At 63.6% G+C, this 13,425-nt stretch carries 12 protein-coding genes and 1 pseudogene; 11 read left to right on the top strand and 2 right to left on the bottom strand.

Annotated features, from left to right (window positions below):
* Nucleotides 1–59: 59 nt before the first annotated feature.
* Nucleotides 60–3,026: an insulinase family protein gene (locus F561_RS0109485; protein WP_019009723.1), complete on the bottom strand. Its 2,967-nt coding sequence runs from the start codon at nucleotides 3,024–3,026 to the stop codon at nucleotides 60–62.
* 135 nt (nucleotides 3,027–3,161) lie between these two features.
* Between F561_RS0109485 and F561_RS0109490 the strand changes: the two genes are divergently transcribed.
* The 11 genes from F561_RS0109490 to F561_RS30500 all read left to right on the top strand — a co-directional run bounded on the left by F561_RS0109490 (nucleotide 3,162) and on the right by F561_RS30500 (nucleotide 13,227).
* Nucleotides 3,162–4,202, top strand: a complete 1,041-nt coding sequence (locus tag F561_RS0109490; protein WP_019009724.1) for a hypothetical protein — start codon at nucleotides 3,162–3,164, stop codon at nucleotides 4,200–4,202.
* Nucleotides 4,199–5,134 carry a hypothetical protein gene (locus F561_RS27840; RefSeq protein ID WP_019009725.1) on the top strand — a complete coding sequence of 312 codons (936 nt, stop codon included), beginning with the start codon at nucleotides 4,199–4,201 and terminating at the stop codon, nucleotides 5,132–5,134. The genes F561_RS0109490 and F561_RS27840 overlap by 4 nt, the downstream gene beginning before the upstream one ends.
* Complete coding sequence (locus tag F561_RS0109500; RefSeq protein ID WP_019009726.1) at nucleotides 5,131–5,667, top strand: hypothetical protein; 537 nt, start codon at nucleotides 5,131–5,133, stop codon at nucleotides 5,665–5,667. Before F561_RS27840 ends, F561_RS0109500 begins: the two co-directional genes overlap by 4 nt.
* 90 nt (nucleotides 5,668–5,757) lie before the next feature.
* Nucleotides 5,758–5,973, top strand: coding sequence for an RNA-binding S4 domain-containing protein (locus tag F561_RS0109505; protein ID WP_019009727.1), 216 nt, complete (start codon nucleotides 5,758–5,760; stop codon nucleotides 5,971–5,973).
* Complete coding sequence (locus tag F561_RS0109510; protein WP_019009728.1) at nucleotides 5,967–6,527, top strand: DUF1684 domain-containing protein; 561 nt, start codon at nucleotides 5,967–5,969, stop codon at nucleotides 6,525–6,527. Before F561_RS0109505 ends, F561_RS0109510 begins: the two co-directional genes overlap by 7 nt.
* Nucleotides 6,528–6,538: 11 nt before the next feature.
* Entirely contained in the window at nucleotides 6,539–7,513 is a 975-nt protein-coding gene (locus tag F561_RS0109515; RefSeq protein ID WP_083922389.1) for an NAD(P)/FAD-dependent oxidoreductase, read from the top strand.
* A gap of 140 nt (nucleotides 7,514–7,653) precedes the next feature.
* Complete coding sequence (locus F561_RS0109520) at nucleotides 7,654–8,655, top strand: isocitrate/isopropylmalate dehydrogenase family protein (protein ID WP_019009730.1); 1,002 nt, start codon at nucleotides 7,654–7,656, stop codon at nucleotides 8,653–8,655.
* A 352-nt stretch (nucleotides 8,656–9,007) separates the two neighbouring features.
* Nucleotides 9,008–9,925 (top strand): phospho-N-acetylmuramoyl-pentapeptide-transferase, encoded by a 918-nt coding sequence (locus F561_RS0109525; protein WP_019009731.1) that lies wholly within the window; start codon nucleotides 9,008–9,010, stop codon nucleotides 9,923–9,925.
* Nucleotides 9,926–9,971: 46 nt separating this feature from the next.
* Nucleotides 9,972–10,955, top strand: a complete 984-nt coding sequence (locus tag F561_RS0109530) for a class I SAM-dependent rRNA methyltransferase (RefSeq protein ID WP_019009732.1) — start codon at nucleotides 9,972–9,974, stop codon at nucleotides 10,953–10,955.
* Between the two features lie 276 nt (nucleotides 10,956–11,231).
* Nucleotides 11,232–12,926 carry a dihydroxy-acid dehydratase gene (ilvD, locus tag F561_RS0109535; RefSeq protein WP_019009733.1) on the top strand — a complete coding sequence of 565 codons (1,695 nt, stop codon included), beginning with the start codon at nucleotides 11,232–11,234 and terminating at the stop codon, nucleotides 12,924–12,926.
* Nucleotides 12,927–13,041: 115 nt separating this feature from the next.
* Complete coding sequence (locus F561_RS30500; protein WP_425386918.1) at nucleotides 13,042–13,227, top strand: winged helix-turn-helix domain-containing protein; 186 nt, start codon at nucleotides 13,042–13,044, stop codon at nucleotides 13,225–13,227.
* Here the strand turns inward: F561_RS30500 and F561_RS29495 are convergent.
* Nucleotides 13,207–13,425: pseudogene (locus F561_RS29495) on the bottom strand (IS4 family transposase); the annotation flags it as partial. The gene F561_RS30500 and the pseudogene F561_RS29495 overlap by 21 nt on opposite strands.

Genomic DNA, 13,425 nt, shown 5'->3' on the forward strand with positions numbered 1-13,425 from the left:
TTCTTTCCCCGTGCCCTTGACCTTTCCACTCACCACTGACTACTCACCACTCACGGGTTCTAGACTCCCTGCACCTCGAATTTCAGCCCCAGTCCCTCCACTTCCGCATTGGGATCGCGCCCCGCCACCAAGGCATAAGCGGCCCGCTCGGGCGTCAGGTAAGCATCCATCACGCGGCGCAGATCGTCCAGTGTTACGGTCAGCAGGCGGGCCTTGAAGGCTTCCTGCACTTCGGGGGTAAATCCGGCCTGATCGCCGTAAAAGCGCAGGCGGCCCACCGTATCAGGGCTGGTCAGGGGATCGAGAATTTTGCTGGAGGTCAGGATGGCCTCGGTCAATTCGCGCTCGCCCAGCGGCGTATCGAGGAAGGCGCGGGCATCGCGGAAGACCTGATAGGTGCGGGCAATGTGCGGGTCACGGTAACTGGTCATGGAAAACACGCCTGCCCGAGTATCGAAACTCGCGCCGCCGCCGTATGCGCCGCCCTTCTCGCGGATTTCCTTGAGCATGTATTCGCTTCTGAGCAGGCGCGACAGCACCAGCAGCGCGGGGCTATCGGGGTGCGTATAGGGCACGGTGGGATAGGCAACGGCATTGAAGGCCACCGGGGAATCGGTGGTGCGGGCCTGCGGGCCAGTGCCCAGCGGGGCCAGCGTGGGGCGTCCGGTGGGGGCGTCTCCAGTAAACAGGCCGGTAATGGGCTGCACGTCAAGGCCAATGTCATCTGGGGTGGCCGTGAGGCAGATCAGGGGCTGGCCCTGCGTGATCAGCTCACGGATTCGGGCAAATTGGCCCAGCAGGGCGTCAATGCGGGCATCCAGGGCTTCTGCGCTCTGCTCGCCTGCCGAGTGATCTGCTGCTGGACCTTCCACGATGGCCTTGAGGGTCGCCAAGGAGGTCAGTCCGCCAAAGCGTTCCTCCAGCACGGCGGCGGCGCTGACCTGTGCCGAGGCGAGGCGGTCTGCGTAGGCGCTGCCCGACCCCACCACGCTGGCCTTCATGCCCGATAAACGCTGCTCCAGCAGTTGCCGGGTGCGTTCGCGGGTGAATTCGGGGGCCGAGAGCAGGTCGTGCAGGACGCCAACAAGTGCGCCACCGTTGCGGGCCAGCGCCTTGCCGCTGAACGTGACCGCCAAGCGCACGGCGCTGAGATCATCGGGAGCCGTGCCCACGCCTGCGCTGGCGCTCACGCCACCCGTCACAGCCTCGATCCGGCGCGACAATTCGGCGTAATCCTGCCCAGCCGCGCCGCTGCGGGTCACGGCGTAGGTGTACAGCGGCAGCACGTCCAATAGGTCGGCGGGCAGCTCGGGCAAGCGCACCTGCACGTCCAGATAGGTCAGGCCGCCCGTGGGCTGAGGCACGCGGCCCACCAGAGCGCGGCCTTCCTGCGTGGTGGAGTAGTCGGGGCGCTGCACGCCAGGGGTCACGTCGCTCAGGGCCAGTGTGGGCAGCACATTGGGGTCGGATTCCTGCGCCTGAAGCGACTGAAGCTGCAAGCTCTCGCGGACGATCCGGGCGCGGTCTTCGTCGGTAAAGTCCTTGCTGAGATTCTCGACGAGTTGGCGTTCGGCCTGCTCGGCCTGTGACGCCAGCAGCGGATCGGGCGTGACCACCATCGTGACGCGGTGCGGCAGAGCCAACAGTTCTTCCAGCATTTCCTCGAAGACCCGCTTACCGCTGTCCAGATCGGCCCGCAGGCTGTCCAGTTCGGCATCCAACCGCAGCCCGGTCACGGGGTCGCCGCCGTACAGCCACGGCCCCAGCAGCCGGAACATCACTTGCAGGCCATACGGATAACCGCTGTTGCTGACTTCCTTCTGCCCGATTTCAAATTGATGCAGGCTGCTGGCGATCAGGTCGGCGGGGATGCCTTCCCGCGCAATGCCCGCCAGCGTGTCCAGCACCAGTTGTTCGACTTCGGCGGCCTTGCCTGCGCTGAGTCCCTTGAGACCCACGGCGAAGGCTCCCTCACGGAAGGAATCGCGGTAGCCGGTCAGGTCGGCCAGCGCCGAGCCGATGCCCGATTCGATCAGCGGGCGGGTCAGGGGCGCGGCGGGGTTGCCCAGCAGCACGTCGCTGAGCACACTCCAGCGCAGATTCAGGTCAGGGTTGCTGGAACGGCCCAGTTTCCAGGCCAGCAGTACCTGACCGCCGCGCTCCGTGTCCGATCCCGGATAGGTCACGTCTACGCGGCGGGGTTCGGCAAAACTGGCCTGGTCGGGCACGCTGACATCCAGGATTTGCGGCGCGAACCGGGCCATGACATGCCCTTCGATCTCGTCCAGCACGCGCCCCAGATCCTGATTGCCGTAGGTGAAGAAGAAGGCGTTGCTGGGGTGGTAATGCGCCGCGTGAAAGGCCCGCAGCCCCTCGTAGGTGAGGTTGGGAATGTCGTTCGGCTCGCCGCCGCTGTTGACCGCGTAGGTGAGGTCGGGATACAGCGCCTTGCCCAATGAGCGCCACATCACCGAACCCGCACTTGCCATCGCGCCCTTCATCTCGTTGTAGACCACGCCCTGCAACTTCAGCGTGCTGCTGGGGTCGTCCAGCTTCTCGAACTCGAAGCGGTGGCCGTCCTGCCGGAAGGATTCGTAGCGCAGCAGGGGGAAAAAGGTGGCGTCAAGGTAAACCGACAGCAGGTTGAAGTAATCCTGCACGTTGCGCGTGGAAAACGGGTAGGTCGTCCAGTCGTTGGCGGTCATGGCGTTCATGAAGGTGTTCAGGCTGCGCGGGGCCATCGCAAAAAAGGGATCAGGCACCGGGTATTTCTGGCTGCCCATCAGGGCCACATGTTCCAGAATGTGCGCCACACCCGTACTGTCTTTGGGGACGGTGGGAAAGGTGACGCCAAAGGCCAGATTGTCGTCTTCCCGGATCACGTGGGCGTGGCGTGCGCCGAGTTCGTGGCGCAGCAGCACCAGCGTGCCCTGCATCTCCGGCAGAGGTTCGACACGGTCTACGGTGTAGCGTCCCAACTGGGTGCCCACTGGGGGGGCGGGGGTTTTGGTGATCTGCATGGTCATGGGCAAAGTCTAGCGCCGCAAAACGGGCCGGAACGTGGGGTCTGCTGCCTGTGGCCCAGGCTGCCGCTCATCTCCAGAACCCCATGCTTACGTTTTCCCCATCTGCCTGCACTCTCATCCCGTTACACTGCCTCCATGCATCCGATTCACCCGCTGCGGCGTGCGCCTGCTCCGCGCCTCTGGCCGCTGCTGACCGTGGCGCTGCTGGGACTAGGTACCCTGAGCTCCTGTGGCAGCAGTACAGGCAGCACCGCCACCACTGGGGCAGACCCATTGACCTTTTCCCTCACGTCCCTCCCGGTGGGCTACGTGGCCGAAGCCTACGAAGCGCCCCTGGTGGTCACGGGTGGTACGGGGCCATACGGCTTCCGGGTAGCGGCAGGCAGCCTGCCACCGGGCATCAGCCTCAGCGGCGGGCGGCTGGTCGGCAGGCCCACCAAAATCGGGGCCTATAAATTTACGCTGGAAACCAACGACGCGGGCCTCAGAAGCAAGGTGCAGGAATACACCCTGAACATCAACGACCTGCCGCCCCTGGCCCTGGCCCCCACGCTGCCCACCGGAGAAATCCGGGGCGAAACGCGGGTTCCGGTCACGATTGCGGGGCCGCGTGCCGTTCGCGCAGCACGCATGGTCTGGACTCTGCCCAAAGGCGTGACCGTGACCAGAGTGCAGCCCGGCGAGAACGGCGGCGTACTGTTCTGGCAACAGGTTGGACAGACCCTCAACGTCAGCGTGGGCTTCAAGGCCATTCCGCGTGCGGGCGCACGGGTGATGCTGGTCAGCATCCGGCCCAGCGGCCCCGTGACCCTCAGCGCCACGGGCCTGGCATTCGAGGCCCGCGACGGCACCGGCAAACTGCTGGCGCAGCAGGGCATGCCCAACGTACCGGGAGCAACTGTACCGGGAACGACTCCAGCAACAGCTCCAGCAGGAACGGGAACGTCCGGTACACCCGTTCCAGCCAATCCCGCCACGCCCGTAGCCCCCACCCAACCCGCCGACACCACCACATCACCCAGCACCACCGAACCCGTGACAACTCCTCCCCCGCCCGTGGAACCCAGCCCCACCCCGCCCGACACTGACAGTGATGGCAACCCAATCGTCAGTCCTCCTCCCGGCCCCAATACGCAGCTTCCGCCCAGCCTTCTTCCTGCTGGAAGTCAGGCATGAAAGCGGCGGGACTTTCGGTGAGATTTGCAGCGCTGCTGACCCTGACCACGGCACTCACTACCGGGCAGGCCAGTACGTTCACGGAATTGACACTGACACAGCAGGCCAAAAAAGCTCAGGTGATCGTGCGGGCCACGGTGGGCGCACCCACCACCACCCAGAGCGCCGGGGTGTCGTGGATCAACTACCCGCTGACCGTGACCGAAACCATCGCTGGAGACGTAGCCAGCCTGCCTGTACTTGAAGGCAAACCCACCCTGATGTTTCTGGCGGGCCTTCAGGACGTGCCCACGCTGAACTCTGGACAGGACGTGTTCTTGCTGCTGTACACCGGCACGCAGGACAGCCCGTTGGTGGGCTTCAATCAGGGCGCATATCCGGTGGTGAATGGCCGCGTGACCCGCTGGAATGAGGCGGCGACGGCAGCAGCTTTTGCGGCAGAAGCGCCCGCACAGACTGTTACGACTGCGCCAACAACCAATCCAGCGACAGGTACACCAGCCACCAGCACAACGCCAACCAGTGCTGGGACAGGCACGGCGGCCACCGCGACGACTCCTCCCGCCACACCTCCTGTAGACGGCGCGACGGCAGCAGTCAGCAATCCGGTCGTACCTACTCCAACTGGCACCCCGACTGGTAACCCGACCAGCACCCCAACTGGGGGGACAACCACGCCACCCGCAAGCACGGTCACGCCTCCCACCACGACGGCAAGCGGCGCATCGGCCACGACTGCCGCTCCAGGCACCATCCCTGCTGTACCCGTGCCTGCTCTCACCGGGTCTACCGCGCCAGTACCTGCCGTGCCAGTACCAGTGACCGCTCCAGCGCCTGTCAGCACCTCCACTCCTACCCCCACTCCAGACGCCTTCGAGCGTGATCCGGCCAAGTTCCGCGATCAACTCCGGGCCGCAAGGAATACCCCATGAGCCGTGCCCAAAAACGTTTCTTGCTGCTGGGTGTGCTGTTGTCGGTCACTCCTGTCAGCGCCGCCACCATCAAACTTCGTCCGCAGGGAGCCGAACTGACGCGGCTGATCGAGCAGGCCCTCGCCGCCATCAGCACCAAAGACCTGCCCGTGACGCTGGACAGCAGCAGCGGCCCGATTCTGAGCATCGGCGGCGCGAGTGGCGTGGCCTTCAATCCAGACGTCTCGGCACGCGTGCTGGGCACCGGAACCGATCAGCGCATCGAATTCAATCCAAATGGCCCGAAACCGTTGACCGAGGCCATCCGTGCCGAGCTGACCCGCTTTATCGGGCTGAAGGCATGGACGCCCGAAGCCGCCAAACTGCGTCTCAGTGGGGCTGACCTGAACGGCGACGGCACAATCGATCTGACCGACTTTGCTCTGATGATGAACAATTACGGCAAAACGGGCAGTTTGCCCGGCGACCTGAACGGAGACAGCCGGGTGGATGATCTGGATCTGCGGTTGTTCGGGGGGCAATACAAACCGTAAAGGCCGGAAATAGGTGGCGGCGAGTGGAAAAACGCTGAAGGGTCAGGGGCTGGGAACATCTTCCCCGCCCCAGCCTGCTACCCTGCCCCCATGACTGGGCGCAACGACAAACAACCCGCAGATACGATTGATCTGCAAGACTTTCTCAAACTTCAGGGCCTGGTGCAGACCGGCGGTGAGGCCAAATTTCGCGTGCAGGGCGGTGAAGTCCTGCTGAACGGCGAGGTGGAGACGCGGCGGCGCAAGAAGCTGCGGCGCGGCGATGTGGTGGAATACGCGGGCCACACGGTGAAGGTGGAATGGTAAATCAGGCGCACACCGATGCTTTGGCCGAGTTCCGGCGGCGCAAAGACGAGCATTTTGCGGCGGGGCGGGGGCCGGTTCAGGGCACAGCCCTGGCCGAATTCCGGGGCCTGAGCTACTTTCCGCCCGATTCGGCGTGGGTGTTTACCGTGCCCGTACAGCCCGGAGACGGCACTGAAATGACGCTGGCGACCAATACCGGGGAAACCCGGACGATGGCGCGGTTTGGCCTGGCTACCGTGGAATTGCCGTCCGGCCCGCATACCTTGTCGCTGTTTGCCCCTCTGGGCGAAGACAAACCCGCACGGGTCTTCGTGCCCTTCCGGGATGTCACCTCACGCACGGGGGAAACCTACGGCGCGGGGCGCTACCTCGATGCGCCGCTGGCCCAAGCGCCTGAAAGTGACGAGATGCTGGTGCATCTGGATTTCAATATGGCCTACCATCCGTACTGCGCGTACGGTGACGGCTGGACCTGCCCGCTGCCCCCCGCCGAAAACGTGCTGCCCGACGCCGTACAGGTCGGGGAGAGGCTGCCGAACGGAGCAGTGAACTGACCGACGCTCTGATCATCGGGGCAGGCGTGGCAGGCGCGTCAATGGCCTATTTCTTGACGCTGGCCGGGGCGAGGGTCACGGTGCTGGATGCTGGGTTACATGCGGCCAGCACGGTTCCGGCGGCCCTGCTGAACCCGGTGCGGGGGCAGTCGGGCGCGGTGGATGCCGGGGCAGTGGCAGGCATGGCGCTGACCTGGGATGTGGTCAAGACTCTGACTGAAGCCGGATACCACGTGCCCCACGGCAAAACCGGAGTATTACGGCCCGTGCCGGACGCCCGCACCCGTGCCCGCTTTGAACAACGCCTTCCCGCCGATCTCGCGCACCATTGGCTGACTCCCTCAGATTCCCCTGTGCCACTCAGCCCTGGCTGGGACGCAGTCCTGCATCTGCCTGAAGGGGGCTGGCTGGACGGTGCGGCGTTCACGCGGGCACTGCTGGCGGCCTCGGGAGCGCGGGTGGTGCGGGGGCGGGCTATGCGTTGGGATGCGGCAGCGGCAGAACTGGAAGACGGAACAAGACTGGAAGCAAAAGCAGTGGTCTGGTGCGGCGGTTCGGTGGGCGGAAGCTGGGCAGGCCACGCTGCCACCCACCGGGCCGGAACCATGCTGCTGCTGTCCGGGCCTGTGTCTAGCCTGCCTCTCAGCTTCGGCGCTTACCTCTCCCCTGCTGCCCACTCACCGGAGGGGGGCGGCGGAGTTCTGGGCGCAACCTTCGAACGACCCTCGCCCGTCTGGAATGCTGGCCCACTGCCGTTGGGTTCACTGGACTGGCTGCTGAAAAAAGGTGAAACGCTGGCCGACCTGAGCGGCGTACAGGTGACTGGACGCTGGAGCGGCTCGCGGCTGTCGGGGCTGCGGGCAGGCCAAACGCCGCAGGGCTGGTGGCAACTCACGGGCCTGAGCAGCAAGGGCTTTTTGCTGGGGCCGCTGTGGGCGCGGGAACTGGCGGGGCAGATACAGGGCAGGCCATCAGCATTGGGTTAGAAGCCACTGGTATTGAGCATTGCTGAGGCTCATGACTCAAGGCCCATAAGCTCATCGCCCAGCACTTGCCCGCTGCCCGTCACGCCCCCGGTAACGCTTCCATTCTTACAATTGCTCCGGCTCTCGTCTAGACTGACCTCATGGCGAAGTACCGTATTTGTTTGATTGAGGGAGACGGCATCGGTCACGAGGTCATCCCCGCCACCCGCCGCGTTCTGGACGCCGCCGGGTTCGACGCTGAGTACGTAACCGCACAGGCCGGGTACGAATACTTTCTGGATCACGGCACCAGCGTGCCGCAGGCCACCTACGACGCAGTAGAAAGCACCGACGCCACCCTGTTCGGCGCGGCCACCAGCCCCAGCGGTGAAAAACCTGCCGGGTTCTCGGGAGCTATCCGCCACCTGCGGCAGAAGTACGGCCTGTATGCCAATGTGCGCCCCACCCGCACCCGCCCGGTGCCCGGAGCCTACGAAAACGTGGATCTGGTCATCGTGCGCGAAAACACGCAGGGCCTGTACGTGGAGCAGGAGCGGCGTTACGGCGATACGGCCATTGCCGACACCGTGATCACCAAGGATGCCAGCGAGCGGATCGGCAAGTTTGCCGCCGACCTCGCCATGAAGCGCAGCAAGCGCCTGACCGTGGTGCACAAGGCGAACGTGCTGCCCGTGACGCAGGGCCTGTTCCTGAACACGATTCTGGATCACACCAAGACTGTGGAAGGCCTGAACACCAGCACCATGATCGTGGACAACGCGGCCATGCAGTTGGTTCGCAATCCCCGCCAATTCGACGTGCTGGTCATGACCAACATGTTCGGTGACATCCTGTCCGACCTCGCTGCTGGACTGGTCGGCGGGCTGGGCATCGCGGCCAGCGGCAACGTGGGCGACAAGTTCGGTATCTTCGAGTCGGTGCACGGCAGCGCCCCCGACATCGCCGGGCAGGGCATCAGCAACCCCACCGCCAGCATTCTGGCCGCTGTCCTGATGCTGAACCACATCGGCGCAACCGAACTGGCGACCAAGATCGACAATGCCGTGAACACCGTACTGACCGAAGGCCCGCGCACCCGCGACCTGGGCGGCACGGCGGGTACGGAAGAATTTACTCAAGCGGTGATCGCGCAGCTCAAGTAGATTCAATCTCAAATAGATCCAACACCGATGCGAAAAGCCGGGGCCAGATGCTCCGGCTTTTTCCTTGTTTGGGCAGAATGAGGAGGGCGGCCTTCCAATCAGACCTTCCCGTCAGTCCGGTGCACCCGACCCAGCCGCGTTTTCGGGACACTCTCAGCATCGCCCCGCTTCACAGCTTTGACAGTCCATTTTCAGTAGACGGCGCTGTGTTATTCAGGCTGGGGATACTTCATCTCCGGCTCGGGCCAGTTCGGCGCGTGGTACTCTCCCCGGTTGAGATGCTGCCCACTTTCTTGCCACCGATATTGCCCATGAATAATCCGCCTTCCCGCAGTTCTGGACAGGGACGCCCATGATGATTCTTGCGGCGCTGGTGTCCTGGTTTCTGGTGGGCCTGTTTATTCGGGTCAGCAAGGCGCGGGGCTGGGGGCAGCCGGTTCGCAAAGACGGGCCGCAGACGCACCTGGTCAAGGAAGGAACGCCCACGGCAGGCGGCGTGGCCTTCGTGCTGGCGCTGGCCGCCGTGTTTTTTCCGCTGTATTTCACGGGCCATGCTGGAGATTCCCGCGAACTGCTGCTGATGCTGGCTGCACTCGGCATGGGCATCATCGGTGGGCTGGACGACTTCCTGAAAGTGGTGTCGCGCATGCGTGGCAGCGGCAAAAAAGAACTGTTGGCCCGCGAAAAGTTTCCGCTGCAGATTCTGGTTGGCCTGATCTTCGCCTATTTTGCCGCGCCGCTCGCCAGTCACGAACTCTTGCCCTCGTTCGGCACGGTGGGCGACATCATCTTGCTGACACTGGTCATGGTCGGTTCGGTCAATGCCTTCAACTTTACCGACGGGCTGGATGGGCTGCTGGGCGGCGTGGCAATTATCGTGCTGCTGCCACTGCTGGCCTTGTCACCTGTCTCGGCACTGCTGGTGGCCGTGCTGCTGGGCTTCCTGTGGTTCAACGCCCACCCGGCCCGCGTCTTCATGGGCGACATGGGCAGCCACGCCATCGGCGCGATTGCGGCGGGTGCCTACATCCTCTATGCCGACGTGTGGCTGCTGCCACTGGCCGCCATCATTCCTGTGGTGGCCGTACTCAGCGTGGTTATTCAGGTCGTGTCCTTCAAAACGCGGGGCAAGCGCGTCTTCCGCATGAGCCCTATTCAGCACCACTTTGAGCTGAGCGGCTGGCCCGAAACGCACGTCACTTTGCGGTTCTGGGTGATCACGGCGGTGGCGACGGCGGCGGTCTGGTGGCTGCTGGGCGGAAGGCCATAACAAGGAATGTGGGTTGTGGGGAGTAAGCCGTGGGAAGGGAAACAGGATGACGGGTGAGGTTGCGGGGCTGCCAGAGAATCTAGAAGAGTTGCTGGCTGCCGCGTGGTCATTGCGGGCGCACCTTCCGGCTGCTGGAACCACGTTTTACCGGGCAATCCATACCACCGAAACGGGCGGGCTGTTCTGCGTGGACGTGGCGGGCGACGTGGGCATTCTGAGCCTATACGCTGACCTGTGGCCCGCAGACGAGCAGCGGTTGGCCGGGTCCTGTGCGCGGGCAGGTGCTCTGGCTGGCGTGTATCTCAAGCGCCGTCCGGTGGAGGCCCGTCACGCGGCGAATATTGCCCGTGAACTGCTCACGCCGCCCGATCCGGTCTGGGGTGAGGCGCGGCCCGAAATCACGGTGCTGGAAGAGGGCGTGCCGTTTCTGATCCGCCCCGGTGCAGACCTGAGTGTGGGCCTTTTTCCCGATGCCCGCCGCGCCCGGCAGTGGGTGCGGGAACACGCGGGCCACCAGGAAGGACGGGTGCTGAATACCTTTTCCTACACCTGCGGCTTTGGCGTGAATGCCCTGCTGGGCGGCGCGAGCAATGTCAAAAATGTGGATCAATCGCGTAAGGTGCTGAACTGGGGGCAGGAAAATTACGGCCTCAGCGGGCTGGACGCTCCTAAAACCGACTTTATTTCCGGCGACGTGTTCGAGTGGCTGGAACACTTCCGCAGGCGTGGGCAGGAATTCGATGTGGTCATTCTCGATCCGCCCAGTTTTGCCCGCAAAAAGTCGGGCGTGTGGCGGGCCGAACGCGATTACGCCCGCCTCGCGACTCTGGCTGCCAAAGTCACGGCCCCCGGTGGGCACATCTTGGCGATGCTCAACCATGCGGGCGTGTCTCCGGTGGCCTTCGACAGAATGATGGAAATCGGCCTGCCTGAAGCGGGGCGGCGCGGGCGGCTGGATGTGCGCCTGAGCTTGGGCGAAGATTATCCGCAGGCGCGGCATCTGAAAGCGCATGTGTGGGTACTGGATTAGGTAGGTCGAAGTTCATCCAGAGATGAACCGAGCGAAGCGAGTATCGAAGAAAGGACGTCGTACCTAAGTCCAGCGGCATAGGTAGGAAGAGCCGGAATCTTGATGCTGCTCCAACCCGCAGGCCTGATTGACACAGAACTGACGTCGCCAACAGAGCACTGGCTTGACAGCGGTGGCAATGCACGGGGCAACTGCGTCCTTCCTGTGGCCCAGAATCTTAGCCCTGTCTGTCCTACACCCGCAGACCCGCGCCCACACTGGCCTATGCTGTAGCGCATGACGGATACCACCACCAAACGTAAATTGAACTGGAACAGCCATCAGGTCACGCAGGGCGACGAGCGTGCGCCCAACCGGGCCATGCTGCGGGCGGTGGGCTTTGAAGACGGCGATTTTGAAAAGCCGATCATCGGTGTGGCACACGCGCAGAGCAACATCACGCCCTGCAACAACGGATTGGGCGAGCTGGCGGGCCACATCACCGGGGCCATCCGCGAGGGCGGCGGCATGCCGCAGGTGTACGGCACGATTACCGTGTCAGACGGCATCAGCATGGGCACCGAGGGCATGAAGTGCAGTCTGGTGAGCCGTGAAGTGATCGCCGACTCCATCGAAACCGTGAGCCGGGGCCAGAGTCATGACGGCGTGATCGTGGTGGGCGGCTGTGACAAGAACATGCCCGGAGCCATGATCGGCATTGCGCGGCTGAATATTCCGGCCATTTTCGTGTACGGCGGCACCATCAAGCCCGGTCATTACAACGGCAAAGACCTGACCATCGTGAGCGTGTTCGAGGCGGTGGGTGCACTGGGCGCGGGCAAGATCAGCCGAGAGGACTTCAACGAGATCGAAAAACGCGCCTGCCCCGGCAACGGCTCGTGCGGCGGCATGTACACCGCCAATACCATGAGCAGCGCCTTTGAAGCGATGGGCATGAGCCTGCCCTTCAGTTCGACCATGAGCGCCGTGGACGCCGAAAAAGCCGTGAGCAGCGCCGACAGCGCCCGCGCCCTGCTGAAATTGATCGAAGCCGACATCCGGCCCAAAGACATCCTGACCAAGAAGGCCTTCGAGAACGCCATCACCGTGATCATGGCGGTGGGCGGCTCCACCAATGCCGTGCTGCACCTGATGGCCGTGGCCCACGCCTGCGACATCGATCTGAACCTGGCCGACTTCGAGCGTATCCGGGAAGCCACCCCCGTTTTCTGTGATCTGAAGCCCAGCGGGCAGTACGTTGCCACCGACCTTCACGACGTGGGTGGCATTCCCCGCGTGATGAAAATGCTGCTGAAGGCGGGCCTGCTGCACGGCGACTGCCTGACCGTAACAGGCAAAACGATTGCGGAGAATCTGGAAGGCGAGCCGGAAGAACCCAACGCCGGACAGGACGTGATTCGCCCCTACGATCAGCCGCTCTACGCGCAGGGCCACCTCGCCATTCTGCGCGGCAACCTCGCCCCCGAGGGCAGTGTGGCGAAAATTTCGGGCCTGAAAAGCATCAAGATTACTGGCCCCGCCCGCATCTTTGAGAGCGAGGAAGAGAGCATGCACGCCATCATGAGCGACCAGATCAACCCCGGCGACGTGCTGGTCATCCGCTACGAAGGCCCCAAGGGCGGCCCCGGCATGCGCGAAATGCTCTCGCCCACCAGCGCCATCATCGGCAAGGGACTGGGCGACAGCGTGGGCCTGATTACCGACGGGCGCTTTTCGGGCGGCACGTTCGGGCTGGTCGTGGGCCACGTCGCCCCCGAAGCCTTTGTGGGCGGGCCGATTGCACTCGTACACGAAGGCGACACCATCGAGCTGAACGCCGAAACCTGCGAGCTGACCCTGCACGTAGACGATGCGGAAATCGAGCGTCGCCGCGCCGCTTGGGTGCAGCCGGAACCACGTTACAAGCGCGGCGTGCTGGCGAAGTACGCCAAGCTGGTCAGCAGCGCAGCTGTGGGCGCTTACACGGACTGAAACAAGTCTTAAAAGTCTAGGTCGGAGGAGCTGGGCCGTCTATCTGTGAATGGGCGGCCTTTGGCTTTGAGTTAGGCTAGCAGTCACCATGCCAATTCCCGACTATCAGACCTTTATGCGGCCTCTGCTCTGGCTTTTGAGATCGGGTGAAGCAACATCTATGAAAGAGGTTTATAGCAGTCTGGCAAAAGAATTCAGGCTGAGTGAGCAGGATATGGCTGAAATGTTGCCCAGTGGCAGGCAGGCCACATACATGAACCGAATCGGATGGGCTAAAACCTCAGTACCCGACACTTTCTGAATTGAGCGTCTGGCTGGATTTCAAAAGCCCAATGAGTTGCAGGGCTTCCGCCTCCCCACGCTCGTGGATGCAGACGAACGTCCGCACGAGGGTCGGGAGGCCCAGCGTCACCACACTCCAGGCTCGCCGACCGTGCGCCTTCACAGTGCAGGTTTGGAGAACCCCCACCAGCACGCACCAGACGTACGCCAGGGTCAA

This window comes from Deinococcus aquatilis DSM 23025 (assembly GCF_000378445.1).
Classification (GTDB): domain Bacteria; phylum Deinococcota; class Deinococci; order Deinococcales; family Deinococcaceae; genus Deinococcus; species Deinococcus aquatilis.

Coding starts and splice junctions, on each gene's coding strand:
- F561_RS27840 (WP_019009725.1), top strand. CDS start 4,199: ATGAAAGCGGCGGGACTTTCGGTGAGATTTGCAGCGCTGCTGACCCTG.
- F561_RS0109500 (WP_019009726.1), top strand. CDS start 5,131: ATGAGCCGTGCCCAAAAACGTTTCTTGCTGCTGGGTGTGCTGTTGTCG.
- F561_RS0109485 (WP_019009723.1), bottom strand. CDS start 3,026: ATGACCATGCAGATCACCAAAACCCCCGCCCCCCCAGTGGGCACCCAG.
- F561_RS0109510 (WP_019009728.1), top strand. CDS start 5,967: ATGGTAAATCAGGCGCACACCGATGCTTTGGCCGAGTTCCGGCGGCGC.
- F561_RS30500 (WP_425386918.1), top strand. CDS start 13,042: ATGCGGCCTCTGCTCTGGCTTTTGAGATCGGGTGAAGCAACATCTATG.
- F561_RS0109525 (WP_019009731.1), top strand. CDS start 9,008: ATGATGATTCTTGCGGCGCTGGTGTCCTGGTTTCTGGTGGGCCTGTTT.
- F561_RS0109490 (WP_019009724.1), top strand. CDS start 3,162: ATGCATCCGATTCACCCGCTGCGGCGTGCGCCTGCTCCGCGCCTCTGG.
- ilvD (WP_019009733.1), top strand. CDS start 11,232: ATGACGGATACCACCACCAAACGTAAATTGAACTGGAACAGCCATCAG.
- F561_RS0109505 (WP_019009727.1), top strand. CDS start 5,758: ATGACTGGGCGCAACGACAAACAACCCGCAGATACGATTGATCTGCAA.
- F561_RS0109520 (WP_019009730.1), top strand. CDS start 7,654: ATGGCGAAGTACCGTATTTGTTTGATTGAGGGAGACGGCATCGGTCAC.
- F561_RS0109530 (WP_019009732.1), top strand. CDS start 9,972: ATGACGGGTGAGGTTGCGGGGCTGCCAGAGAATCTAGAAGAGTTGCTG.